This window comes from Acidovorax sp. FHTAMBA (assembly GCF_038958875.1).
Classification (GTDB): domain Bacteria; phylum Pseudomonadota; class Gammaproteobacteria; order Burkholderiales; family Burkholderiaceae_C; genus Acidovorax.
The window spans coordinates 2,233,623-2,256,726 of sequence record NZ_CP152407.1 but is presented as its reverse complement, the minus strand read 5'-3'; the positions used below and the strand labels follow the sequence as shown (position 1 = coordinate 2,256,726).

At 69.1% G+C, this 23,104-nt stretch carries 25 protein-coding genes; 1 reads left to right on the top strand and 24 read right to left on the bottom strand.

What is annotated here, in order from left to right; all coding sequences use genetic code 11:
- Positions 1-24: 24 nt before the first annotated feature.
- Complete coding sequence (gene fba / locus AAFF19_RS10650) at positions 25-1,062, top strand: class II fructose-bisphosphate aldolase (protein WP_026436953.1); 1,038 nt, start codon at positions 25-27, stop codon at positions 1,060-1,062.
- On the opposite strand, the gene AAFF19_RS10645 is transcribed toward fba, so the two are convergent.
- The 24 genes from AAFF19_RS10645 to AAFF19_RS10530 form a co-directional block, all read right to left on the bottom strand.
- Complete coding sequence (locus tag AAFF19_RS10645) at positions 1,053-2,411, bottom strand: ATP-binding protein (RefSeq protein ID WP_051248948.1); 1,359 nt, start codon at positions 2,409-2,411, stop codon at positions 1,053-1,055. The two genes, fba and AAFF19_RS10645, sit on opposite strands and share 10 nt — an antisense overlap.
- 2 nt (positions 2,412-2,413) lie before the next feature.
- Complete coding sequence (locus tag AAFF19_RS10640; protein WP_026436955.1) at positions 2,414-3,871, bottom strand: nickel-dependent hydrogenase large subunit; 1,458 nt, start codon at positions 3,869-3,871, stop codon at positions 2,414-2,416.
- Positions 3,868-4,863 carry a HupU protein gene (locus AAFF19_RS10635; protein WP_026436956.1) on the bottom strand — a complete coding sequence of 332 codons (996 nt, stop codon included), beginning with the start codon at positions 4,861-4,863 and terminating at the stop codon, positions 3,868-3,870. The genes AAFF19_RS10640 and AAFF19_RS10635 overlap by 4 nt, the downstream gene beginning before the upstream one ends.
- 91 nt (positions 4,864-4,954) lie before the next feature.
- Positions 4,955-6,409, bottom strand: coding sequence for a sigma-54 dependent transcriptional regulator (locus AAFF19_RS10630; RefSeq protein ID WP_026436957.1), 1,455 nt, complete (start codon positions 6,407-6,409; stop codon positions 4,955-4,957).
- Positions 6,406-8,142 (bottom strand): enoyl-CoA hydratase-related protein, encoded by a 1,737-nt coding sequence (locus tag AAFF19_RS10625; protein ID WP_034712726.1) that lies wholly within the window; start codon positions 8,140-8,142, stop codon positions 6,406-6,408. Before AAFF19_RS10625 ends, AAFF19_RS10630 begins: the two co-directional genes overlap by 4 nt.
- Positions 8,139-8,621: a hypothetical protein gene (locus tag AAFF19_RS10620; protein WP_034712729.1), complete on the bottom strand. Its 483-nt coding sequence runs from the start codon at positions 8,619-8,621 to the stop codon at positions 8,139-8,141. Before AAFF19_RS10620 ends, AAFF19_RS10625 begins: the two co-directional genes overlap by 4 nt.
- A 109-nt stretch (positions 8,622-8,730) precedes the next feature.
- The gene (hypE, locus tag AAFF19_RS10615) at positions 8,731-9,843 is read right to left on the bottom strand and encodes a hydrogenase expression/formation protein HypE (RefSeq protein WP_051248951.1); all 1,113 of its coding nucleotides are present in this window, start codon (positions 9,841-9,843) and stop codon (positions 8,731-8,733) included.
- Positions 9,840-10,997: a hydrogenase formation protein HypD gene (gene hypD / locus AAFF19_RS10610; RefSeq protein WP_026436961.1), complete on the bottom strand. Its 1,158-nt coding sequence runs from the start codon at positions 10,995-10,997 to the stop codon at positions 9,840-9,842. The genes hypE and hypD overlap by 4 nt, the downstream gene beginning before the upstream one ends.
- The gene (locus tag AAFF19_RS10605) at positions 10,994-11,242 is read right to left on the bottom strand and encodes a HypC/HybG/HupF family hydrogenase formation chaperone (protein ID WP_026436962.1); all 249 of its coding nucleotides are present in this window, start codon (positions 11,240-11,242) and stop codon (positions 10,994-10,996) included. The genes hypD and AAFF19_RS10605 overlap by 4 nt, the downstream gene beginning before the upstream one ends.
- Positions 11,233-12,414 carry a hypothetical protein gene (locus AAFF19_RS10600; protein WP_026436963.1) on the bottom strand — a complete coding sequence of 394 codons (1,182 nt, stop codon included), beginning with the start codon at positions 12,412-12,414 and terminating at the stop codon, positions 11,233-11,235. Before AAFF19_RS10600 ends, AAFF19_RS10605 begins: the two co-directional genes overlap by 10 nt.
- A gap of 10 nt (positions 12,415-12,424) precedes the next feature.
- On the bottom strand, positions 12,425-13,411 hold the full coding sequence (gene hypB / locus AAFF19_RS10595) for a hydrogenase nickel incorporation protein HypB (protein WP_026436964.1): 987 nt from the start codon (positions 13,409-13,411) through the stop codon (positions 12,425-12,427).
- 32 nt (positions 13,412-13,443) lie between these two features.
- Positions 13,444-13,791 (bottom strand): hydrogenase maturation nickel metallochaperone HypA, encoded by a 348-nt coding sequence (locus AAFF19_RS10590; RefSeq protein WP_026436965.1) that lies wholly within the window; start codon positions 13,789-13,791, stop codon positions 13,444-13,446.
- Entirely contained in the window at positions 13,784-14,947 is a 1,164-nt protein-coding gene (locus AAFF19_RS10585) for a hydrogenase formation protein (RefSeq protein ID WP_182119112.1), read from the bottom strand. Before AAFF19_RS10585 ends, AAFF19_RS10590 begins: the two co-directional genes overlap by 8 nt.
- Complete coding sequence (gene hybE, locus AAFF19_RS10580; RefSeq protein ID WP_051248958.1) at positions 14,944-15,435, bottom strand: [NiFe]-hydrogenase assembly chaperone HybE; 492 nt, start codon at positions 15,433-15,435, stop codon at positions 14,944-14,946. The genes AAFF19_RS10585 and hybE overlap by 4 nt, the downstream gene beginning before the upstream one ends.
- Positions 15,432-15,659: a rubredoxin gene (locus AAFF19_RS10575; protein ID WP_026436967.1), complete on the bottom strand. Its 228-nt coding sequence runs from the start codon at positions 15,657-15,659 to the stop codon at positions 15,432-15,434. Before AAFF19_RS10575 ends, hybE begins: the two co-directional genes overlap by 4 nt.
- Entirely contained in the window at positions 15,656-16,543 is an 888-nt protein-coding gene (locus AAFF19_RS10570; RefSeq protein WP_026436968.1) for a hydrogenase expression/formation protein, read from the bottom strand. The genes AAFF19_RS10575 and AAFF19_RS10570 overlap by 4 nt, the downstream gene beginning before the upstream one ends.
- A 37-nt stretch (positions 16,544-16,580) precedes the next feature.
- Positions 16,581-17,078, bottom strand: a complete 498-nt coding sequence (locus AAFF19_RS10565) for a hydrogenase (RefSeq protein WP_026436969.1) — start codon at positions 17,076-17,078, stop codon at positions 16,581-16,583.
- Positions 17,079-17,094: 16 nt separating this feature from the next.
- Positions 17,095-17,397: a HypC/HybG/HupF family hydrogenase formation chaperone gene (locus AAFF19_RS10560; RefSeq protein ID WP_026436970.1), complete on the bottom strand. Its 303-nt coding sequence runs from the start codon at positions 17,395-17,397 to the stop codon at positions 17,095-17,097.
- Position 17,398: 1 nt separating this feature from the next.
- Complete coding sequence (locus AAFF19_RS10555; protein WP_026436971.1) at positions 17,399-18,067, bottom strand: HyaD/HybD family hydrogenase maturation endopeptidase; 669 nt, start codon at positions 18,065-18,067, stop codon at positions 17,399-17,401.
- 19 nt (positions 18,068-18,086) lie between these two features.
- On the bottom strand, positions 18,087-18,428 hold the full coding sequence (locus tag AAFF19_RS10550; protein WP_233250309.1) for a HigA family addiction module antitoxin: 342 nt from the start codon (positions 18,426-18,428) through the stop codon (positions 18,087-18,089).
- Position 18,429: 1 nt separating this feature from the next.
- Positions 18,430-19,167 (bottom strand): Ni/Fe-hydrogenase, b-type cytochrome subunit, encoded by a 738-nt coding sequence (gene cybH, locus AAFF19_RS10545; RefSeq protein WP_026436973.1) that lies wholly within the window; start codon positions 19,165-19,167, stop codon positions 18,430-18,432.
- 27 nt (positions 19,168-19,194) lie between these two features.
- On the bottom strand, positions 19,195-19,800 hold the full coding sequence (locus AAFF19_RS10540) for a HupE/UreJ family protein (RefSeq protein WP_026436974.1): 606 nt from the start codon (positions 19,798-19,800) through the stop codon (positions 19,195-19,197).
- 31 nt (positions 19,801-19,831) lie between these two features.
- On the bottom strand, positions 19,832-21,691 hold the full coding sequence (locus tag AAFF19_RS10535; RefSeq protein ID WP_026436975.1) for a nickel-dependent hydrogenase large subunit: 1,860 nt from the start codon (positions 21,689-21,691) through the stop codon (positions 19,832-19,834).
- Between the two features lie 28 nt (positions 21,692-21,719).
- Positions 21,720-22,820, bottom strand: a complete 1,101-nt coding sequence (locus tag AAFF19_RS10530) for a hydrogenase small subunit (RefSeq protein ID WP_026436976.1) — start codon at positions 22,818-22,820, stop codon at positions 21,720-21,722.
- Positions 22,821-23,104 lie beyond the last annotated feature (284 nt).

The following is a 23,104-nucleotide window of genomic DNA, read 5'->3' as shown; positions in this document are numbered from 1 at the left end:
TTTTTCAATCCACAGGAGATTCCCATGGCGCTCGTTTCCCTCCGACAGGTGCTCGATCACGCAGCCGAACATGGCTACGGCGTGCCCGCCTTCAACGTCAACAACCTTGAACAGATCCTCGCCATCATGGAAGCCGCGCAGGAGACCGACAGCCCGGTGATCCTGCAGGCCTCGGCCGGCGCGCGCAAGTACGCGGGCGAGGCCTACCTGCGCCACATGGTGCTGGCGGCGGTGGAGGCCCACCCCGACCTGCCCGTGGTGCTGCACCAGGACCACGGCGCCACGCCGGCGGTGTGCATGCAGTCGATCCGCTCCGGCTTCACCAGCGTGATGATGGACGGCTCGCTGCGCGAGGACGGCAAGACGCCGGCCACCTACGACTACAACCTCGCGGTGACACGCCGCGTCTGCGACATGGCGCATGCCGTGGGCGTGTCGGTGGAGGGTGAACTCGGTTGCCTGGGTTCGCTGGAAACCGGCGAGGCGGGTGAAGAAGACGGCGTGGGCGCGGTGGGCAAACTTACGCACGACATGATGCTGACCGATCCCGACCAGGCCGAGGACTTCGTGCGCCGCACCGGCGTGGACGCACTGGCGATCGCCATCGGCACCAGTCACGGCGCCTACAAGTTCACGCGCCAGCCCACCGGCGACATTCTCGCCATCGACCGCATTGCAGCCATCCACGCCAAGGTGCCGAACACGCATTTGGTGATGCACGGCAGCTCCAGCGTGCCGCAGGAGTGGCTGGCCATCATCCGCGAGCACGGTGGCGACATCAAGGAAACCTACGGCGTGCCGGTGGAAGAGATCCGGCGTGGCATCCAGAACGGCGTGCGCAAGGTGAACATCGACACCGATATCCGCCTGGCCATGACCGGCGCCATGCGCCAGACCTTCGCGAAGGAACGCAGCGAGTTCGATCCGCGCAAGGCGCTGCTGGCCGCCAAGAAGGCCGCGCGCGGCGTGTGCCGAGAACGCTTCGAAGCGTTTGGCAGCGCGGGACAGGCAGGAAAGATGAAACCCGTGCCGCTGGACGCAATGGCCGACAGCTACGCCTGAGGTGCCAGCGGCAGCTCCAGCACAAACTCGGCACCGCCACGCTCGGCATCGGATTCCGCGTTGCGGGCGCTCAGCCGTCCGCCGTGCTGCTCCACGATGCCGTAGCTGATCGACAGGCCCAGGCCCGTGCCCTTGCCCACCGGTTTGGTGGTGAAGAAGGGATCGAAGATGCGCAGCAGGTGCTCGGGCGGAATGCCCGGGCCGTTGTCGCGCAGCACCACGCGTGCCATGCCATCGGCCTGGTCGATGCTCACCCAGATGCGCGGTGCCGCGTGCTGGCCCACGGCGTCAAAGCCGTTCTGCAGCAGGTTCATCATCACCTGCTGCAACTGGCCGGCGCTGCCCATCACGGTGCAGGGTGCGCCGCCGGCCCATTGCACATCGATGGGCGTCGAAAGCCCCTTCTGCACCCAGTGCACGGCGCGCTCGATCACGTCCACCAGGTTGACCGGTTTGCGCTCCTCTGAATCCATCGCCGAGAAGCGTTTGAGGCCATGCACGATGTCGGCTGTGCGCTGCGCGCCTTCCAGCGTGCCCTCAATCAGCGAGGGCAGATCGGCCAGCAGGTGCTCGATTCGCAGCTTGCGTCGCATCTCATCCAGCACGGCCGGCGGCTCGTGAGCATGCATCGCAGCGAGGTAGGTGCGCAGTCGGTCGCTGTACTTGCTGAGCGCGTGCACGTTGCCCAGCACGAAGCTGATCGGGTTGTTGAGCTCGTGTGCCACGCCAGCTACCAGCTGGCCGAGCGAGGCCATCTTCTCGGAGTGCAGCAGCTGCTGCTGCGTGCGCTTCAAGGCCTCGTGCGCGGCGCGCATCTCGTGGTACGCGCGCTTGAGCTCGGCCGTCGGACGACCCACCCACACCGTGCCGACGCGACGGCCCCGCTCGCCGATGCGCGGTGTGCAGTTCGCATCCACCGAGACGGCCTGGCCTTGCCGGTCCAGCAGGTTGAGTTCGATGCCCTCGCCTGCACGCGGTGCGTCGGCCTTTTCCATCGCCGCACGCGCCAGCTCCTGGCTCTGAGCGTCGGCCAGCAGGCCGTAGAGCGGCGTGCCGCGCAGCTGCTCCTCGGGGCGCCCGGTCAGCTCGCAGAGCGCGGCGTTGGCCTGCTCGATCACGCCGCTGTCGTCGCAGACCACCAGCACGTCGGACATGGAGGTGAGCACGCTGAAGATGAACTGTTGCGACTGCTCCAGCTCGGCGTTCTTCTTCTCAAGTTCGACCTCATCGTCGATCAGCCGGGTGTAGACCTCGTCCATCTTCTGGATGACGTCCATCCAGGTGGATTCGTCCACACCATCCATCGGGCCGGTGGGAAGCGGCAGACTGGGCGGGCGCGGCTTGTTCATCGTCAGTGGACGGTGCAGACCATGCACGGGTCGAACGAGCGAACGATGTGCTGCACAGCCACCGGTGTCTTCTCGCCTTCGCGCACCGGCGCGTTCACCAGCGCCTGTTCGAGTGCGCCCGGTATGCCGGCGGCGTCTCGTGGCGAGAAGTTCCAGCTGGTGGGCGCCACGATCTGGTAGTTGGCGATGCGCCCGTTCCTCAGGACCACCCAGTGCCCCAGGCTGCCGCGCGCGGCTTCCGACAGGCCGACGCCACTGCCCTCGTCGGGCAACTCGGACGGCACGCAGAAAGGCTCTGTCGGGCGCAGAGCGCCGAGCCAGTCTTCCATCATGGGGACCACGCGCGCGAGCTCCAGAACACGCGCGAGCACGCGGGTATAGACGTTACCGCCACAGCGCACCACCGCATCGCGCACTAGGGGGTGGCCGGCGGCGAGCTGGCGCGCGATGGCACCGGTCTCGATCACTTCGCCACCAAGACGCGGCGCCTTGTTCCAGGTGTAGCCGCGCGCCTTGTCGGGGTCGGGCCGGGTCTGGCCCTGCAGCGGGTGCAACGGGCCGCTGCCGTCGGCCAGCCACGCGTGTGTGGCGTCTTCGGTGATGGCGCTGGCGTCCACCGCGTCGAGCCGCGCCATATCGGCGCGCCACACGCCACCGGGCAGAGCCCAGCCTCCATCGGGCTGGGCATAGGCGCCGTAGCTCAGGTAGCGACCCGGCCCGGGGCCGAGCGTGTGCAACTGCAGCTCCCGCACCAGCGTGAGGAAGAAACGGAGGTCGCCGCTCAGCGGAGCTTGTGCGTGCCAAGTCCACAGCGCGTCTTCGCTGTCGATGCTGTTGATGGCTTCCAGTGGCGCGGCAAACAGCTGGCGTTCCAGGAATGAGCGGAACTCGCGCACACGCGAGAGCAGCCGCACGCGCTCGGCGGCGTCGATGGGGCGCGTGCTGCCACCGGGTTCGATGGACTGCGTGTGCGGCCACTTGCCACCCAGCGTGCCCAGCAAAGTGAACCAGCGCTGGCGCGCCGCGGTGGCCGCGCGCACCTGCTCACCGCGGTTAGGCGCAAAACGGCGCACCGCCTCGGCATGCCAGCCGTGGCCGGCGTACACCGGGCGCGCAAAGTCGGGCATGAAGAACAGGTAGAAGTGCGTGAGGTGGTCGGCCAGGTTCTCGGTCGCCAGGATCACGTTGCTCGCGTGCTGCCCGTTGGCCGGCATGGCGATGCCACCCAGGTGCGCCAGCGCGCGCGCCGAAGCCACCGACTGCGACACCGAGCAGATGCCACAGATGCGTGGCACGTACACCAGCGCATCGTGCGGCGCCTTGCCCTGCAGGATCTGCTCGAAGCCGCGGTACATGGTGGCGTTGACCTGCGCCGAGGCCACGCGGTCGCCCTGCACGTCGAGCTGGACTTCCAGATCGCCTTCGACGCGGTTGAAGGGGCCAACGAGCAGACGTGTCATTTCAAGCGTGTCTTCCGCACAGCCGGCTTGACGACGAGGTGGTCGGCCACCGCGTTGTGCTTCACGCGCTTCGGCGTGGCGCTCTTGGAGAGCGACGCCAGCGCCACGAACCAGGCCTTGGGCATGTCGGTGGGCAGGCCGATGGGAATGCCGGCGAGCTTGGGCGTTTCGTGGAACGGGTGGCCGGGTTCCTGGAAGCCCGGTTCGGTACAGGCGATGCAGGCATAGCCGCCGCGGGTGCACGAGCCTTCGCCGTTCCACAGCCGCGTGTTGCAGTCGGCGTGCACCTGCGTGCCCTTGCAACCCATGTGTTCCATCATGCAGCCGAGGTCGGACGGCTTCTCTGCACTCGCCTTGAACTCGTAGTACTCGTTGCGCGTGCAGCCGTGGTGCACCAGCTGGTCGGCGTAGAAGCGCGGGCGGTTGAGCGGGTCGAGGTCGTCTGCGCCGAAGCTGTCGGCGGCCAGCGCCATCAGTGTGTCGATCACCCAGCTCGGGTGCGTCGGGCATCCGGCCACATTGATCACTGGCAGGCCACTGGCCGAGCGGAAAGCCGCGCCGAGCAGGCCACCCGCTTCGTCGTCTTCGTATTGCAGACCGCACGCGTCGGTGGGGTTGTCGCCACCGGCGGTTATGCCGCCCCAGGCCGCGCAGCTGCCCACGGCCACCACGTGTTTCGCGCGCGCGCTGAGCCGGCGCACCCAGTCGATCATCGGCAGCTGCGTGCCGGCCAGCATGTGGAAACGGCCGGTGCCGTTCGGGCCGCGCAGCAGCGAACCTTCTACGCACAGCGCGTCCAGCCGCGTGCGGCCGTCGAGCACCGCGTCGAGCAGGTCCAGCAGTTCGTCGCCGCTCTCCATCGACAGCGAGGGATGCCAGAGCAGGTGGATGCCTGCGTCGCGCAGGTGGCCCTGAAAGTCGGTCGTGTCCGCGCACAGCAGCGACATGCTGCAGCCGCCGCACCCACCGCTCTGAAGCCAAAGAACGTTCAAGCCCCCACGCTCCACCGCTGCGCGGGTCGCTGCCCCCCGAGGGGGCTGATCCGGCTTGGGGCGGCCCGGCGCCGTATCGTTCAGTGCCATGTCACTTCTCCAGTCCCAGGCGTTGCATCTTGCCGCGCAGGCCCACGCGCGAGAGGCCGAGTTCCTGCGCCACGCGGGTCTTGTTCCAGCGGTGGCGCTGCAGGGTCTCGCGCAGCACCATCGCCTCGATCACGTCCAGCCGCTCGGCCAGCGTGCCGCTGGTGGGCAGGGCGGCCTGCAGGTCTTCGCCGCCCTTGCCGTGGCCTTGCAGCACGCGCGCCGAGAACGACGCGGCTTCCAGCTCGCGCCCGTCCTGCAGCGCGAGCGCGCGCGCGATCTCGTTGCGCAGCTCGCGGATGTTGCCGGGCCAGGGGTAGGCGAGCAGGCAGGCCAGCGTGGCGTCGGGCAGCGAGGCGCCGGGGTGGCCCAGCTCGTTTGCCACGTCCTGCACCAGCTGGTGCGCGATGGGCGCGATGTCGGCCGCGCGCTCGCGCAGCGGCGGCACGGTGAGCGTGACGCCCGCCAGCCGGTAGTACAGGTCTTCGCGGAACAGGCCGTCGCGCACGCGCTGCTCCAGGTCGCGGTGGGTGGCGGCGATCACGCGCACGTCCACCGGCATCGGGCGCGCGCCGCCCACGGGCCGCACCTCGCCTTCCTGCAGCACGCGCAGCAGCTTCACCTGGAACGCGGGCGAGGTCTCGCCGATCTCGTCGAGGAACACGGTGCCGCCGTGCGCGCGCTGGAACAGGCCGGGGTGGTCTTCGTAGGCGCCGGTGAAGGCGCCGCGCTTGTGGCCGAACAGTTCGGACTCGAGCAGCGTGTCGGGAATGGCCGCGCAGTTCTCCACCACGAAGGGGCCGGTCAGGCGCGGCGAGGCGTAGTGCACCGCGCGCGCCAGCAATTCCTTGCCGGTGCCCGACTCGCCGAGCACGAGCACCGCGATGTCGTAGCGCGCCACGCGCTGCGACATCGCGCACACGGCGTCCAGCGGGCTGCCCGGCGCGCGCACGATGCGGTCGAAACCGAAGCTGGCGCGCGCGCGGTCGATCTGCGTGGCGGTGCGCTGGCGCAGCACGCCGGTGCTGGTGCGCAGCTCCAGGTCGAGCCGGCTGGTCTGGCGCTGCAGCGACTGCGCCTCCACCGCGTTGCGCACCGAGTCCAGCAGGTGGTCGGGCGCCCAGGGCTTGAGGATGTACTGGTAGATGCCGGCCTCGTTGATGCCGGCAATGATGTCCTCGCTGTCGGTGTAGCCCGAGATCACGATGCGCACCGCCTCGGGCCAGCGCTCGCGCACTTCCTTGAGGAAGGCCACGCCGGTGATGCCCGGCATGCGCTGGTCGCACAGGATCACACTCACCGGCTGGCGCTCCAGCAGGCCGCGCGCCTCGTCGGCGCTGCTGGCGGTGAACACGGTGAAGTCCTCGTCCAGCGTGCGGCGCATCGCGTCCTGCGAGCGCACCTCGTCGTCCACCACCAGCACGGTGGGCAGGGCGTCGATGGGCAATGGCGCGTTCATCGGTGCAAGGCCAGGTGGCGCGGCGTCCAGGCGTGCGGCACCTTGTGCACGAAGTGGTGGCGCGCGACGTGGTAGCTGGGATCGAAGCCGTAGAAATTGCGGTGCATGCGCGCGAGTTCCTGTTCGCGGTGGTGGGCCAGCGGGCGAAGGTTTTCATCGCGCTCGCGGGTGGCCTGGCGGGCCGCCAGCCTCTGCGGCAGATTGTAGGAGGCCGCGAGCGCCAGCGCGCGTTCCAGGCAGCGCGTTTCGAAGCCCTCGCGTGCCCCATCGTCGCAGTGGTCGATCAGGCCCATCGCCGCGGCCTCGCGCGCCAGCAGCGGCAGGCGCTGCGCCATCAGCGCCTTCGCGCCGGCCTCACTCAGGCGGCGCGGCAGCAGGTAGGTCCAGTACTCGGAGCCGTAGAGGTTGCCCATGTTCTTGTAGTGCGGGTTGAGCACCACGCCACCGTGCGCCCACACCTCGTCCGCCGCCAGCGCCAGGAAGGCACCGCCCGCGCCCGCGTTGCCGCGCAGCACGCTCACGGTGAGGCGGTCCGGCGTCTCGATCACGGCGAGCGCCGCGTCGTTCATCGCCTGGATGTGGCGCCACGAGGCGTCGGCCGCGCTGTCGCCGGGCCGGTGCGCGGCCGCCTCGATGGCGTTGAGGTCGATGCCGTTGCTGAAGAAGTCTTCACCCCCCAGCAGCATGAGCACGCGCACCGGCCGCTCTCGCAGTTCGAGCAGCGCGTCGCGCAGGCGCTCGCAGCGCGCGATGGACATCGCACCGTTGTGGAAGTCGAAGCGCAGGCAACCCACGCGCGCGCCGTCGGGGCCGTGTTCGGTGTAGCGCAGCTCGCTCCACTCGTCGTCGGCGCGTTGCAGCGGCACGGGCAGGCGGCGCAGGGCGAGGGCCTCGGTGGCGAAGGCGTCGGCCGCGGCCTGCTTGAAGCCGGGTGCGCCGTCGGCCACGCGGCGCGCCTGGCCGATCCACACGCCGCCATCGCGCGTGCGGCGCAGCAGCGCGCCATCGCGCACCGCCAGCACCTCACCCGGCGCGGCGTGCGCGAAAGCCGCCATCGTGGCGGCAGAAGCGGCGTGGCCGTCGCCCAGGTGGCAGGCGTGGCCCCAGAGCGCATCGAGCACGCCGGGCTGGCCGTCGGCGCAGCGCAGCCGCGCCAGCACCTCGGCGGTGCCGTGCCGCGCCCAGTCGATGGCGCGGTCGGCCTGCCGCATCGCGGGCCGCCATTGCGCGGGTGGTGGTGCATCGCCATGGCGCTCGCCGTTCCCGAAACGCTGCACGGCGGCGAGCGTGGCCTGCAGCGCGGCCTGCGTGACCTCGCGGCGGTACAGGCTGCCCTTGCTAGCTTCGCGCATGGCAAACGCCGCGTGCGCCCACACCGGGCCGGCGTCGAAATCGGCGTTGGCCTGCAGCACCGTCACGCCCCATGTGCGCTCGCCGCGCAGCACCGCCCAGTCCAGCGCGCTCGGCCCCTGGTCGCCCGGTGGGCCGGGGTGCACCACCAGGCAGGTGAGCGCCTGCCACACGCTGGCCGGTATGCGGCGCTTGAGAAAGGGCGCGAGCAGCAGGTCGGGCCGGAACAGCGCCACGGCCTCTTCGGTCACGCGGTCGTTGATGTCGAGTTCCACGCTCACCGTGTGGCCGCGCGCGCGCAGCTCGGCGAACAGGCGCTGCGTGAGGCTGTTGAAGCTGTGGCACAGCAACAGGATGCGCAGGCCGCCGGGTGCTGCGCTCATGTGGGTGGCCGCAGGCCCTGCAGCTCGCGCGCGGCGTGCTTGCGGCCCATGTGGGCCGAGAGCCGCGTTTCGATGTGGTCCAGCGCGGTGTTGAACGAAGTCACCGTGCGCGCGGCGCGCAGGGGCTGCACCACCTCGGGCGTGTCCACGCCGAAATGCGCCGCCAGCCGCGCCAGGGCCTGGCGGCACAGCGCTTCGTGCACCGGCGCCGGCAGCTCGCGTTCCAGCTCGGTTGGGGGCGAAGGCGGCGGTGGTGACGGTGCGGCCGGCGGTGCCACCGGTTCGATCAGCCCCAGCGCCAGCAGCGCCTGCATGTGTTCGCGCACCTGCGGCACACCGCGCTCGGCCAGCGCGCGCACCGTGTCGCTGCCGTTCACCATGATCAGCACCGAGCGCATGGCGGCCGGCACGCGCTCCGAGCGCTGCACGATCTCGGCCCGTCCGCGCGCGGTTTTCTGGAACACCTGAGAAGACACCATCAACTCCTTCCGGCGCGAAGTGCTTTCATCCAGAGACAACGAGGGTCCGGCTTCGCCGGCCCAAGTTGTCGCCCCCTCGGGGGGAGGCGCCGAAGGCGACGCAGGGGGGTCAACATATCCTGGGAAGCTGTTCACCGCTGAGCCAGTCGACCACGCGCCGCCCGCCGAAACGCGTGGCCATCTGCACGAAGTGGTGCGGGTCGGTGGTGACCTCGCCGATGCGCGCGGCCTCGGCGCCCAGTGGATGGGCGCGCATGGCGGCCAGCACCGCGTCGGCCGCCTCGGGCGCACACACCGCGACCAGCTTGCCTTCGTTGGCCACGTACAGCGGGTCCAGGCCGAGCAGTTCGCAGGCCGCGTCCACCTGGGCGCGCACCGGAATGGCGGCCTCCTGCAGCAGCATGCCCACGCCGGACTGGCGCGCGATCTCGTTCAGCGTGGTGGCCAGCCCGCCGCGCGTGGGGTCGCGCAGCACGCGCACCGCGCCCGGCGCGGCGTGCAGCATGGCGGCCACCAGCGTGTGCAGCGCGGCGGTGTCGCTTTCAATGGTGGTCTCGAACGCGAGCGACTCGCGCTGCGAGAGCACCGCCACGCCGTGGTCGCCGATGGTGCCGGAGAGCAGCAGCACGTCGCCCGCGCGCGCGTTGCGCCCGGCGATGTCCACGCCCGGCGGCACCACGCCGATGCCGGTGGTGCTGATGAACACGCCGTCGCCCTTGCCCTTCTCCACCACCTTGGTGTCGCCGGTGACGATGGGCACGCCGGCGGCGCGCGCGGCCGCCGCCATGGAACGCACGATGCGCTGCAGCTCGGCCAGCGGAAAACCTTCTTCCAGGATGAAGCTCGCGCTCAGCCACAGCGGCGTGGCGCCGGACATGGCCACGTCGTTCACCGTGCCGTGCACCGACAGGCAACCCACGTCGCCGCCGGGAAAGAACAGCGGCGAGACCACGTGGCCGTCGGTGGCCATCACCAGCCGGCCCTGGCCGTTCGGGAACGCGGGCAGCGGCAGGCGCGCGCCGTCGTCGCCCTGGCGCAGGTAAGGGTTGTCGAAGGCGGCGAGGAACAGTTCCTCGATCAGCTGCGCCGCCGCCTTGCCGCCCGCGCCGTGGCCCATGTCCACGCGGCCGTGTTTGATGTCGAGCGGTCGGGTGTAGTTCTTCTTCACCGGCTTCGGCGCCGGGGCCTCGCCGCTGGCGGTCTGGTCGATGTCGGCTCTCATGGTGTGGCCTCCTCGGTGGCGGCCACGACCGGAATGTCGCGGAAGCGCCCGTAGGTGTAGTGCGCCGCGCAGGCGCCTTCGCTCGACACCATGCACGAGCCCACCGGGTTCTCGGGCGTGCACACGGTGCCGAAGATCTTGCAGTCGGTCGGCCGCTTCACGCCGCGCAGGATCGCGCCGCACTCGCAGGCCTTGTTGTCGGCCACCGGCTTGTAGTCGAGCGCAAAGCGGCGCTCGGCGTCGAAGGCCGCGTAGGCCTCGCGAATCTTCAGCGCGCTGTACGGCACCTCGCCCAGGCCGCGCCATTCGAAGCTGGGCCGCAGCTCGAACACCTCGGACACCACGGCCTGCGCCTTCAGGTTGCCTTCGGAGGTGACGGCGCGGCGGAACTGGTTCTCCACCTGCGCGCGGCCTTCGTTGACCTGGCGCACCAGCATCAGGATGGCCTGCATCACATCCAGCGGTTCGAACCCCGCGATGACGACCGGCTTGCGGTATTCCCCGGCGAAGTGTTCGTAGGGGCCGGAGCCGATCACGATGCTCACGTGCGCGGGGCCGACGAAGCCGTCGATGGGCACGGTGCCGTACTGGCGCACCTCGGGCGATTCGAGGATGTGCGTGATGGCCGAGGGCGTGAGCACGTGGCAGCACAGCACGCTGAAGTTGGTCAGGCCTTCGCGCTTCGCGAGCTGCAGGGTGAGGGCGGTGGGTGGCGTGGTGGTCTCGAAACCGATGGCGAAGAACACCACCTCGCGCTGCGGGTTCTGCCGCGCGATGGTGAGCGCGTCGGCGGCGGAATACACCATGCGGATGTCGCCGCCGCGCGCCTTCGCGCGGATCAATGAAAGGCTTTCCGAAGCCGGCACGCGCATGGTGTCGCCATAGGTGCAGACGATGGCGCCCTGCGCGAGCGCGAGGCCGATGGCCTGGTCGATGCGGCCGATGGGCAGCACGCACACCGGGCAGCCGGGGCCATGCACCATCTTCACGTTGGGCGGCAGCAGCTCCATCACGCCGTAGCGCGAGATCGCGTGCGTGTGGCCGCCGCAGAACTCCATGAAGCTGTAGGTGCGCGCCGGGTCGGCCTCGGCGGCGATGCGCGCGCCGATCTGCTGGGCGAGTTCGCCGTCGCGGAATTCGTCGATGTATTTCATTTGATCGTCTCCACCACCACGTCTTCATTCAGCTGCGCCATCTCCGCGAACATCGCGAGCGTGCGCTCGGCCTCTTCGGGGTCGATGGTGCCGATGGCGTGGCCCACGTGCACGATCACGTAGTCGCCCACCTGCACGTCGGCGACCAGGGCGATGGAGATCTCCTTGCGGATGCCACCGAGGTCGACCACGGCCTGGTCGTCGGGTCGCAGCTCCACCAGCCGCGCGGGTATGGCTAGGCACATGGTTGAGATTCCTTTTCGTGGGTGTCGTTGTGGTGTGCGGTGCCGGCTTCGAGCTGGCGCGCCGCGACCCAGGCCTGGCCGAGGGCGAGACCGGCATCGCCACAGCCGCTGGAGCCTGGCAGGTGCACCGCGAGGCCGGCGGCGCGCAGGCGTTCGCTCACGCGCTCGCGCAGCACACGGTTGAAGAAGCAGCCGCCACCCAGGCACACGGTGCGTGTGCCGTGTGCGCGCGCGGCCTGTGTGGCCCAGTGCGCCAGCGCGTCGGCCAGCGCGAGGTGAAAGCCCGCCGCCGCTTCGTCCACGCGCTCCGCGGGCACGTCGAGCAGGCGCGCGAACAGACCGCGAAGGTCCAGGCGGTGCTGGCCATCGGGCAGGGTGTCGGTGAGCAGGTCCACCAGCGCGTCGGCCAGCGGCTCGGGGCCCGCGTGGTGCGCAAGCCAGCGGCTGGCCGCCGCTTCCAGCGCGATCGCGGCCTCGGCCTCGTCGGTCTGGCGCACGCTCAGGCCCAGCGCGGCGGCGGCGGCGTCGAACCAGCGGCCGGTGCTGCTGGTGAGCGGGCTGTTCAGGCGGCGGTCCAGCATCTGCCGCACACCGCTCGCCGTGGCCTCGCCCACCGCTGGGGCGAAGCGCGGCACGATCTCGTCGCCGCGCTCCAGCGCGTGCAGCGCGCTCGCGGCCATGCGCCAGGGCTCGCGCGCAGCGCGGTCGCCGCCGGGCAGCGCGAGCGGGTGCAGGTGGCCCAGGCGCCGCAGCCGCGCGCCGTCCACCAGCAACAGTTCGCCGCCCCAGGCTTCGCCGTCGTCCCCGAGGCCCACGCCGTCCAGCGCGAGACCGATCACCGGGCCTTCGATTCCCTGTTCAGCCACCACCGCCGCGATGTGCGCGTGGTGGTGCTGCACGCCGATGACGGGCACGCCCAGCGCGTCCGCGAGTTCCACGGCGAAGCGGGTGCTGAAGAAATCGGGGTGCAGGTCGTGCGCCACCGCCTGCACCGGCTGGCCGTGCCGGCCCAGCAGCGCGCTCGCCGAGGCTTCCAGTGCGGCGCAGGCCACCGGGTCGCTCAGGTCGCCGTGCACTGGCGACCAGTGGGCCTGCCCGCGCGCGTCGAGCAGGCACGCGGCGTTCTTCAGCCAGGCGCCGCAGGCGAGCACGGAAGGGGCGGTGCGTTCCATGATGCTGGTGTCAGCCCGCGGTGGTGGCGCTCAGGGCCTCGCGTGTGCGGGCGAGTTCGGCCTCGAGCTGGCGCACGCGCTCGCGCAGCGCGGTTTCGCTGCCGTGGGTTTCGTCGTGGTGGTGATGGTGGTGGTCGTGGCCCATGCGGTGGTCCAGCCAGTGCAGCCATGCGTCCATGCCCTCACCCGTGGTGGCCGAGAGCTGGATCACCTCGATGCCCGGGTTCACGCGCCGCGCGAGTTCGATGCAGCGCGCCACGTCGAAGCGCACGTGCTGCAGCAGGTCGATCTTGTTGAGCACCATGAGCGAGGCGGCGGCGAACATGTCCGGATACTTCAGCGGCTTGTCCTCGCCCTCGGTCACCGACAGGATCGCCACCTTCGCGGCCTCGCCCAGGTCCCACACGGCGGGGCACACCAGGTTGCCCACGTTCTCGATGAACAACAGGCTGTGCGCGTGAGGGTGGTGGTGGCCGTGGTCATGACCGTGGTCGTGCGTGTGCAGGCGCGCGAAGGCCTCGGACACCATGGGCGCGTCGAGGTGGCAGCCCTTGCCGGTGTTGACCTGGATCGCCGGTGCGCCGGTGGCGCGGATGCGGTCGGCGTCGAAGCTGGTCTGCTGGTCGCCTTCGATCACCGACACCGCCAGGCCCGGCGCGTGCGCCTTCAGCGCTTCGATGGTGGCGCACAGCAGCGTGGTCTTGCCCGAGCCCGGGCTCGAGACGAGGTTGAGCGCTGTGACGCCGTGCGACTCGAAGTGCGCGCGGTTCTGCGCGGCCACGCGGTTGTTCGCGCCGAGGATGTCGGTCTCCAGCTTGATCGCGCGCGCCTGGCTCATGCCCGGCACCGACACGCGGGCCGAGCCCGCGCCGAAGTGCAGGTCGCCGTTGGCCGGGTTCACCTGCACCGGCGCTTCCGTGGCCGGGGCGTGGTGGTGCTGGTGTGAGGGGTGTGGGTGCGTGGCACCGCTGTCACTGCATCCGCATACGACGCACATGTCGGGTCTCCTGTTCTGTCTCGTGAGGCATTTCAATCATCGGCCACTTGCATGTCGAGCACGCGCAATTCGCTGCCGCCGGTCGGTTGCAGGTGGAAGCTGCCGCAGGCCGGGCAGGCGTCGCCGCGCTGCGCCAGGGCCACAGTCGTCGAGCAGCCCAGGCACCAGGCCTGGCCGGCCGGTTCGTCGATCTCGATGCGCGCGCCGTCCAGCAGCGTGCCGGGCGCCAGCGCCTCCAGCGCGAAGCGCAGCGCGCGCACGTCCACGCCCGCGAGCTGGCCGGCTTCGAGGCGCAGCGCCAGCAGGCGCGTGAAGCCTTCGCGCGCGGCGGTCTCTTCCACCAGCTGGAGCACGCCGCCGGCCAGGCTGGCTTCATGCATGGCCGGCCTCCTGTGCCTGGGCGCGGGGCAACGCGCGGTGTTCGATGGCGAACGGCACGCAGGGGTCGAACGCGGCCACCAGCAGGTTCACGCGCCGCGCGAGCGCGGCTTCGGGCAGGGCGGGGTCGAGCCGGGCCACGTGCCGGGCCACCTCGCCCTGCGGGTGGAAATTCCATTCGGTGGGCGCGACCACGCGGCAGGCCAGCACGCGCTGGGACACCGGGTCCACCTCCACCTGGTGCACCAGCAGGCCGCGCGCCATCTCCACCCAGGCCAGACCCCGGTTCGGCCCGGTGGAAAGCCCGCCCCAGTGCAGCCAGGCGTCGCCACCGTCGAGCGCAAGGCGCGACAGCTCTGCCAGGCGGCTGCCCAGCAGCGCCCAGGGTGACCGCGGTGTGTCGTCGGCCGCGCCGGCCAGGCGCGTCCACGGGCCGGTGTGGGCGCAGGCGCCGTGCCACTGCGGGCGCAGCGCGAACTGCGGCTTGAGCGCGAGCGTGGCGCCCAGCATGCGCAGGCCGGGCGGCTCGGCGTGCGGGCGCAGCGCGTGGTCGAGCGACAGCGGCGCGAAACCGTCGGCGCTGCTGCGCGCGCCGGCCACCAGCGCGGGCATCCAGTGGTGAGTGTGGCGGCGGCTCCAGGTGTGCAGCCAGTCGGGGCCGCCGGCCTGCCAGGCCGCGAGCCAGTCGGCGGCGGGCATCTGCAGCAGCGTGTGTTGCAGCCACTCGCGCAGCGGCGGCCAGGGTTCGGGCAGGGCCTGCGTGGGCGAAGGCCAGTGGCGCAGCGCGGACAGCGCGCTGGCGGCGTGTGCGCTGCGCGCGGCGCCATCGGCCAGCAGGCGCGGCCAGTCCAGGCCGATGCGGCGCACGTGCTCCATCGCGGTCTCGCGGCGCAACTGTTCGGCCACGCGCTCCTGTGGCGGCAACAGGCCGGGCGCGGCGGCGTCGATGGCGAGCTGGCTGCACAGGCGGTGCGCTTGGCTGCAGAGGTTGAACAGGCTGCCCATGAGGCCGGGCAGGCGCGCCGCCGGCACGCCATGGCCCATGCGCGCGGCCCAGTCCTGGCGTGTGCTCATCAAACCGAGTGGCGGCGGCGCACCGGGGGTGATGCGCAGCGCGCCCGCGAGCTGCTGCAGGCCGGGCATGGCCGCTGCGCTCATGCGCGCACCCCCGCACCCCGACCGAGAAAGAACGCCCGGCGCGCCGGCACGGGTTCAACCGGCACCGGCGTGGCCACCGGCGCGGGTCGGGCCAACGCCAGCGCTTCCTGCGCGGTCTCGCGCGCCAGCGCCTGGGTGGTGAATTCGCCCATGGGTGAGAACAGCGCGCAGGTCTCGTGGTAGCCGATGGCGGGATCGTGCGCGCCGATGAAATCGAAACGCTCGCTGCCGAAGTTGCGCACGAAGCTGCGGCCCACCTGGTTGCCGTGCGGCAGCGGTGGCGCGGGCAGGCGCACCAGGCTCATGAACCACGGCGTGATCAGCACGCCCTCGGCCACCGGCTCTTCGGCGTCCGCGCCCCATTCGAAGCCCACCGCTTCCACGCACAGCGCCGCGTTCAGCAAGGGAATGCCCTGCATGCGCTCGACCTGCACCCGGCGGTAGAAATCCACCAGGGTCTGCACGCGGGTTTGCAAGGCGGCGTTCATGGAAGCAACAGAAACTGATCGGGTTCGCAATCGCAGTTCGGGCAGCGCCAGTGCGAGGGCAGATCGGCGAAGGGCGTGCCGGCGGGAATCTGCCATTGCGGGTCGCCCGTGGCGGGGTCGTACACCCACCAGCAGATCTTGCATTCCAGGCGCGAGTCCGGCCGCAGCACCTCGCGGTTGCCGAGGTAGGAGCCCTCGAAGCCTTCGAAGTGTTCCACGCTCAACTCCCTTCCAGCCAGGCCATCACCTCGCGCAGCCGGTCGTGCGAGTCGCGTAGGTCTTCGGGTGCGGCCATCGCCACCTCGGGCATGTCCACCACCTCCACCGTGTTGAGGATGACCTTGTCCATGGAGTTGTAGTACACCACGCGCCAGCAGTTCGGCAAGCGCGTGTTGGAGATGCGGCAGTTGCCGTAACCGCGCGACAGCATCAGCACGCGGCCGGTGCCGAGCTGGTGGTCCAGAAAGCCGATGTCTTCCGGCGACACCGGCAGCAGCGTGAGGTTGACCACGTGCGGCACCTGGCCGGGCCGCCACTGCGCCACCTGGTCGCGGATCTCGTCCACCAGCAGTGGCGCGTTCTGCACGTTGGGCGGCAGCTCGCCGCGCCACACGGGCTGTTCGGCCCACACATCCTCGGCGGCGATGGCGGCGAACAGCGAAGGCACCGGGCCGACCTCGATCGCGTCGTCCACCGGCACCAGCACGGGTTCGTCTGCGCCCTCGCCGCGCCGCCAGGTCATGAGCCGCCAGACGCCGGCGAATACCGATTCCTGCACGCGCACTTCCAGATTGCCTGCGCTCAGCTGCACGATGGCACTGGCCTCGCCCTCGCCCATCACCTGGTTGATGACCTGGAAGTCGCGCGGGGCCAGCCGGCCCAGCGGCACCATGCCCGGCGCGCCGCCATTGGCGCCGCGCTCGAGCAGCGCCAGCACCTGCTGCAGCGCGTTGCGCGCCTGGTCCAGGCCCGCGAGTTCCTCGGGCTCGGGCAGCATCGGCGGGCGGTAGGTGTCCATGTCTTTCGGCATGGGCATGTAGTCGAGCGAATCGTCCTCGGTGTGCGTGCCGGGGCCCAGGGCCACGAGGGGAATGGGGAATTCTTTCATGGGGTGTGTCCTTGCAAGGTGCGGGAAGGCGTGGCGTTCAGTGGCAACCGCCGGCGTCGCTGGAAGAAGCGGTCTTGCTCACCACCGGAATGCCGATGGTGGGCGGGCGTGAGGGCGGCATGCGCAGCGCGGCGTCCACGCCCTGCAGGTACACGTCCCAGTCCTGCATGCCGGCGATGGCGGTCACGTACTGGCCGCCGCGGAAGAAGAGGAGCGAAGGCCAGCGCTGCGAGCCGTAGCGGCGCGCCACCGCGTCTTCGCTGTCGCGCGGCACGGCGGCCACTTCGAAGCGCTGGGGGAACACCTTCATCAGCTCGGGCAGCACGGCGGCCACGTCCTGCCCTTCGGGGAAGCGCACCGCGTCGCCTGCGAGCAGCAGCACGCGGTCGCCGGGCAGCGCGGCCCAGTCGGCCACGCTGGTTTCGTCCACCAGCGCGGCGCCGAAGTCGCGCACCAGGCGCATCACCAGCGGCGCGGCGGGGTCGGTGCTGGGCGGGGTGACGGCCAGCGGGCGGAAAGCGGTTTCGATGGTCATGAAGGTCTCCAGAAAATCAAGGGCCAGCAAGCTGGCGGAGTTGTTCGGCGCTCATGCGCGAAGGCAGCTCGAAGCCGGCATCGCCACTCAATACATCGCCCTGCATGGCGCCCAGCACCAGATCCAGCGTGGCGTTGACTTCGCTGGCGCGAGCGGCGTCGATGCACTCGCGCGCGTCACTCAGAAACACCAGCAGCCAGTCGCCCGGCGCCACGTCACCCACCAGTGCGGTGTTGACGCGGCGGCGTTCACCGCGCCCTTCGCACACCGCATGGCCCGGCTCGACAGCGGTCACTTGCATGGGAATGCCGATGCACATGTCAGGCCGCCTCTTTGGGGAAGAAGCGATCATCGCCTTCGCGGCAGGCCGCTTCCGGCGCGGGGCGCTGCGTTTCGTAGGCCGCGAGCGCAAGCTCGTCCATGGTTACGGTCTCGCGGCTGCTCAACGGCGCCAAGCGCGGCGCGGGCTGGCCGCCCCAGCGCGCGATCTCGGCCACGCCGAGCAACAGCGCTTCTTCCATCGCGGCCTTCACCACCGGGCGCAGGCTGCCGCCGTAGTCTTCCAGCTCCTGCGGCTGGCAACCGATCAGCAGCACGCGCGACGGGTACTTGCCCGTGAGCTGCGCGAGCGACAGCACTTCCTGGAAGCCGGTCTGGTGCAGGCTCATCTTCTTCGCGCCCATGAAGCGCGGCACCGCGTCGTCGCGCACCAGCTTCAGCGTGCCGGGCGCCAGGCCGTAGTCGATGGCGTCGAAGATCAGCAGCGCGTCCGCTTCCTGCACGTGCTGGATCAGGTACAGGCCCTGCGTGCCACCGTCCACCAGCGACACATGCGGCGCGAACGCGTGGCGCTGCTGCAGCGCTTCCACGCAGCGCACGCCAAAGCCCTCGTCGGCCCACAGCAGGTTGCCGATGCCGAGCACGCAGATGGAAGTGGGCGGCGTGTCACCACCGGGGTGACAGGTCGTTTGGGGCGAGGTGGGGCGCATGGCTGGGCTCACTGGGAGATCAGAAGGATGAGGAAGGGGAAGAGGCGGAACGCAGCCGCTTCCAGGCGTGGAAGCTGTCCCAGGCGGCCTGCTGCGTCAGCCAGAACGCGGCGTCGACGCGGAACACGCGCGCGCAGCGGATGGCGGTGTCGGGCGACATGGCACGCTGGCCGTGCACCAGCTCGTGGAGCCGGCGGCGCGACATGCCGAGCAGCCGCGCGGCTTCGCTCTGGTTCAGCGAGAGCGGCAACAGGCAGGTGCGCGCCAGCAAGCGGCCTGGGTGCGTGGGCACGCGCAGCGGCACTCCCACCGGTGGTTGCACCGGTGCCGCCCTGAACCTGGAGCGGGCTGCGCGGCTCACGTCATTCCTTGAACGTGCGGTGGCCGGAAATCATCGTGCTCACAATGCTCTGCCGGCCCATGATGTCTTCGCGGATGGCGGCGTAGATGTGCAGGATGACGAACAACACCACGCCCCACATGCCCATGCGGTGCCAGGTGTGCACGTCCTGACTCTGACCAAACAGCGGGATCACCCATCCAAACATCCGCTCCTGCCACGAGCCCATCTGCGAGCCCTCGCCGTACAACGCGAAGCCGGTCACGACCATGAAGATCGACAGCATCAGGTAGAAGAAGAACATGGCAAAGCGCGCCAGCGGGTTGTGGCCCACGTACTGGTTCGGCTTCGGGATGAGAAACAGGTACCAGCGCAACATGTTGAACACCTCGAGCCAGTACGCCTTCTGGAACACCGGCACCCAGAACAGTTCCTTGGCGTGGTGGTTGCCCACGAGCGCCCAGTAGGCGCGCCCCACCAGCCCCACGGCCATGATGTAGCCAGCCGCAAAGTGCGCGAAGCGGATGTAGCCCATGAGGTAGTTCGCGCTGGCCTCGCCCGGCATGGTAGGCAGCGGCACACCGATGAAATAGCCGGTGACGCACAGCACCGTGATGGCGAGCGCATTGATCCAGTGCCAGAGGCGCACCGGCACTTCGTACACATAGACCGAGCGGATCGTCTGGCCCTGCTGCAGTTCCAGCGCATCGCGCTCGGCACCCGTGGCGTGGTGAGGCGTGTGTTGGTGTGTGGCGGACATAGTGATGACCTCCTGGAATGAGTGGGCTCAGGCCGCAAGCTGCCCGAAGAGATACAGGCCCGCCGCGCTCAGCAGCGCGCCCAGCCCACCGAGCACCACGCCGCTGCGCTCGGCCAGCCAGCGCTTGATACCCATGCCCATGCCCACGCCACCCCCATGCAGCAGCGCCGTGGTGATCAGGAAGCCCGCCGCGTAGCCGGCAAAGCCGCTCTCGGGCGTTTCGGAACCGTGCGCCAGGCCATGCAGCGAAGCGGCCGCTGCGATCAGCCCGAGGCCAATGGCAGGCGTCACGGTGGCGCGGCGCGCGAGCAGCAGCATTGCGCCGAACATCACCACCGAGAGCGACACGCCGTGCTCCAGGTAGGGCACGGTGAAGCCGAGCATGCCCAGCGTGGCGCTGGCGATGAGCGCGAGCAGGAACACAACCGGGCCCTGCCAGGCTTTACCAGCCGGCAGCGCCGAGACCGACCACACGCCCACGGCCACCATGGCCAGAAGATGGTCTGCGCCGAAGGGATGCACCAGGCCCTCATAAAGACTGCTGGTGCCATGGCCGGTGTGGGCCTGCGAGGTGCTGGCCAGGCCGGCGAGCAGTGCGGCGGCGATCAGGCCGCGCGTTGTTTTTGCGTTCATGGGAGTCTCCTCGTTGTTCTGGGGTGGATGTTCACCGCACCGTGACGCGGCTCATTTCTTGCCCGTCTTCGCTCATCACGTGCGTGGAGCAGGCCAGGCAGGGGTCGAAACTGTGCAGCGTGCGCAGAATTTCCAGCGGCTGCTCAGGGTTGACCATTGGCGTATTCATCAACGAGGCCTCGAAGGCACCGATCTGCCCCTTGTGATCGCGCGGCGAGCCGTTCCAGGTGGTGGGCACCACGCACTGGTAGTTTTCGATCTTGCCGTCCTTGATGCGGATCCAGTGGCCCAGCATGCCGCGCGGTGCAGCCACCGTGCCCACGCCCTTGGCCTCCTTCGGCCAGGTCTTCGGGTCCCACTTCTCGATGTTGGCGGTGCTACTGTCGCCGCCCTTGATGTTGTCGACCATCTGCTTGAAGTCGTCCATCATCATTTCAGCGGCGTACTGGCTTTCCAGTGCGCGCGCCAGCGTGCGGCCAATGGTGGTCGGCAGGAGCTGCTTGGCGGTGTACCTGGTCTCGGGCAGGCCCAGCGCCTTCGGAATGCCGCTATTGATGGCCGCCGCCGCCTCGTCCACCTGCTGCTTCACGCGCTGGCAATACTTGTTGCCTTGCGTGGCGTGCGCATAACCCAGGATGTAGCGCGACAGCGGGCCCACTTCCACCGCGTGGCCGCGCCAGCGAGGCGACTTGATCCACGAGTATTTGGCCGATTCGTCGAGCTGCTCGATCTTCGTGCGCGTGCCCTTGAAGTTCGGCCCCTCGGGGTTGTAGTTTGCCTCGGTCACGCCGTCCCATGGGTGCAGACCCTTGGTCTCGTCGCCGTACTTGTACCAACTGTGCGTCACGAACTCCTGCACCTGCTCGGGATCGCGCGGGTCGATCTCGTGAATCTTGTTCCAGTCGCCATCCAGAATCACGCCGCCCGGCAACTGGTGCGTGCTGTGGTCGTAAGGCACCTTCTCGTACGTACCGTAATCGGCCACGTTGGTGGCCGACAGGCCGCCACCGTACAGCCAGCCCGCCTGCTTGTAGATGGTGCCGATGGCCAGCACGTCTGGCACGTAGACGTTGTTGTTGAAGTCGATCATTTCCTGGATGCGGGCCTGCACGAAATTCAGCCGCTCCATGTTGATCGGGGCCCCCGCAGCGCCGTCGCCGTCGATGTTGATCGCGCACGGCACGCCGCCCACCAGGTAGTTGGGGTGTGGGTTCTTGCCGCCGAAGATGGTGTGCACCTTCACCCATTCCTTCTGCAGGTCCAGTGCCTCCAGGTAGTGTGTCACCGCCATCAGGTTCGCCTCGGGCGGCAAAACATACGCCTTTGAACCCCAGTAGCCATTGGCGAACGGGCCGAGCTGGCCGCTCTCCACGAACTTCTTCAAACGGTTCTGCACATCACGGAAATAACCGGGCGACGACATCGGATGCGACGGCGACACCATGTGCTGCAGGTCGCTCGTCTTCTTCGGGTCCGCCTTCAGGCACGAGATCACGTCCACCCAGTCGAGTGCGTGCAGGTGGTAGAAGTGCACCGCGTGGTCGTGCACCTGCAGCGTCTTGGCCATCATCTCGCGGATGAGGTGGGCGTTCAGCGGAATGCGGATGTCCAGCGCGTCTTCCACCGCGCGCACCGACGCGAGCGCGTGGCAACCGGTGCAGACACCACAGATGCGCTCGACGAACGCCCAGGCGTCGCGCGGGTCGCGGCCTTTCAAAATCACCTCCAGACCGCGCCACATGGTGCCGGTGGAGACCGCATTGCGGATCACGTTGTTGCTGTCGAGGTTCACCTCGCAGCGCATGTGGCCTTCGATCCGCGTCACCGGGTCGACGACGATGCGCCGACCGGTGTTGTCCATGCGGAAGCCTTGAGTTTCGTAAGCACCCATTTTTTCCTCGTTCTCGTCGTGGGGTCAGTCAGTGGTCGGCGGGTGTGCGCTTGTCTTCCGGCTTGCTGGCGTTGTTGTTGTCGCGCACGCGCTTGGCCACCGAAATCGCCGCATGCGCGGCCACTGCCGCACCAACCACACCGGCCGCCGTGCCACCGATCTGGTCGGCGTTGGCCTCGATGCCGAAGGCATGGATGTCGGTCAGGCGGTCGTAGAACGAGCCCTTGTCCCAGAAGCCGTCTTCCGAACAGCCGATGCAGCCGTGACCGGCCTTGATCGGGAAGCTCGTTCCCTCGTTCCACTGCACAGTGGAGCAGGCGTTGTAGGTGGTGGGTCCCTTGCAACCGACCTTGTAGAGGCAATAACCCTTGCGCGCGGAATCGTCGTCCCAGGCCTCGACGAACTGGCCGGCATCGAAGTGCGGGCGGCGGTAGCACTTGTCATGGATGCGCTGGCTGTAGAACATCTTCGGGCGACCCTGGCGGTCGAGCTCGGGCACGCGGTCGAAGGTGAGCATGTAGGTGATCACGCCCGTCATCACCTCGGGAATGGGCGGGCAGCCCGGCACCTTGATGATGGGCTTGTCGGTGATGACCTTGTGGATGGGCGTGGCCTGCGTCGGATTGGGCTTCGCCGCCTGCACGCAACCCCAGGACGCGCAAGAGCCCCAGGCGATGATGGCCTTGGCGTCCTTAGCGACGTGCTTGAGCTTCTCCACGAAGGGCTTGCCGGACTGGATGCAGAACATGCCGTCTTCGTTGAGCGGCGGGTTGCCTTCCACGGCCAGGATGTACTGGCCCTTGTACTTGGTCATGATCTCTTCGAGGATCGCCTCGGCCTGGTGGCCTGCGGCGGCCATCAGTGTGTCGTCGTAATCAAGCGAGATCATGGACAGCACAACGTCTTTGGCCAGCGGATGGGCGCTGCGGATGAAGCTCTCGGTGCAGCAGGTGCATTCCAGGCCATGCAACCAAAGCACCGGTGTGCGCGGCTTGTTCTCCATGGCGTGCGCGATCTGCGGTACGAAGGACGGCGCCAAGCCCAGCGAAGTGGCCGTGAGCGAGCAGTATTTGAGAAAGCTGCGGCGCGAAATGCCTTTGCGGCGCATGACCTCGTAGAAGGTTTCCATGGCGAATGTCTCCAGGTACTTGTGGTGAGCACCACGCTGTCCTGTCCGCATCGGGATGGAGAGACAACGCGGCACGCTTATGGGCGGGGGCGAGTCTTCATTGCAAATCGCGCGCCAGTGCATGCGCCTCGCGGGAATACCCTGGGAGGCCCACGTAAGTCCTTGTTTTATTTGGCCTTCAACTACGCCCAATGCGAGTCTTTAGATCGTCTCGGCTTTCGACTGAGAGATAAAATTCCACAGCCGCCATCAAAGTGAAATGTTACCTTCCAGAACTGGGCCAA

Coding starts and splice junctions, on each gene's coding strand:
- AAFF19_RS10620 (WP_034712729.1), bottom strand. CDS start 8,621: ATGGTGTCTTCTCAGGTGTTCCAGAAAACCGCGCGCGGACGGGCCGAG.
- hybE (WP_051248958.1), bottom strand. CDS start 15,435: ATGAACGCCGCCTTGCAAACCCGCGTGCAGACCCTGGTGGATTTCTAC.
- AAFF19_RS10560 (WP_026436970.1), bottom strand. CDS start 17,397: ATGTGCATCGGCATTCCCATGCAAGTGACCGCTGTCGAGCCGGGCCAT.
- AAFF19_RS10585 (WP_182119112.1), bottom strand. CDS start 14,947: ATGAGCGCAGCGGCCATGCCCGGCCTGCAGCAGCTCGCGGGCGCGCTG.
- AAFF19_RS10630 (WP_026436957.1), bottom strand. CDS start 6,409: ATGAACGCGCCATTGCCCATCGACGCCCTGCCCACCGTGCTGGTGGTG.
- AAFF19_RS10540 (WP_026436974.1), bottom strand. CDS start 19,800: ATGAACGCAAAAACAACGCGCGGCCTGATCGCCGCCGCACTGCTCGCC.
- fba (WP_026436953.1), top strand. CDS start 25: ATGGCGCTCGTTTCCCTCCGACAGGTGCTCGATCACGCAGCCGAACAT.
- cybH (WP_026436973.1), bottom strand. CDS start 19,167: ATGTCCGCCACACACCAACACACGCCTCACCACGCCACGGGTGCCGAG.
- AAFF19_RS10590 (WP_026436965.1), bottom strand. CDS start 13,791: ATGCATGAAGCCAGCCTGGCCGGCGGCGTGCTCCAGCTGGTGGAAGAG.
- AAFF19_RS10600 (WP_026436963.1), bottom strand. CDS start 12,414: ATGGAACGCACCGCCCCTTCCGTGCTCGCCTGCGGCGCCTGGCTGAAG.
- AAFF19_RS10555 (WP_026436971.1), bottom strand. CDS start 18,067: ATGCGCCCCACCTCGCCCCAAACGACCTGTCACCCCGGTGGTGACACG.
- AAFF19_RS10625 (WP_034712726.1), bottom strand. CDS start 8,142: ATGAGCGCAGCACCCGGCGGCCTGCGCATCCTGTTGCTGTGCCACAGC.
- hypB (WP_026436964.1), bottom strand. CDS start 13,411: ATGTGCGTCGTATGCGGATGCAGTGACAGCGGTGCCACGCACCCACAC.
- AAFF19_RS10645 (WP_051248948.1), bottom strand. CDS start 2,411: ATGAACAAGCCGCGCCCGCCCAGTCTGCCGCTTCCCACCGGCCCGATG.
- AAFF19_RS10535 (WP_026436975.1), bottom strand. CDS start 21,691: ATGGGTGCTTACGAAACTCAAGGCTTCCGCATGGACAACACCGGTCGG.
- AAFF19_RS10605 (WP_026436962.1), bottom strand. CDS start 11,242: ATGTGCCTAGCCATACCCGCGCGGCTGGTGGAGCTGCGACCCGACGAC.
- hypE (WP_051248951.1), bottom strand. CDS start 9,843: ATGAGAGCCGACATCGACCAGACCGCCAGCGGCGAGGCCCCGGCGCCG.
- AAFF19_RS10565 (WP_026436969.1), bottom strand. CDS start 17,078: ATGACCATCGAAACCGCTTTCCGCCCGCTGGCCGTCACCCCGCCCAGC.
- hypD (WP_026436961.1), bottom strand. CDS start 10,997: ATGAAATACATCGACGAATTCCGCGACGGCGAACTCGCCCAGCAGATC.
- AAFF19_RS10640 (WP_026436955.1), bottom strand. CDS start 3,871: ATGACACGTCTGCTCGTTGGCCCCTTCAACCGCGTCGAAGGCGATCTG.
- AAFF19_RS10570 (WP_026436968.1), bottom strand. CDS start 16,543: ATGAAAGAATTCCCCATTCCCCTCGTGGCCCTGGGCCCCGGCACGCAC.
- AAFF19_RS10530 (WP_026436976.1), bottom strand. CDS start 22,820: ATGGAAACCTTCTACGAGGTCATGCGCCGCAAAGGCATTTCGCGCCGC.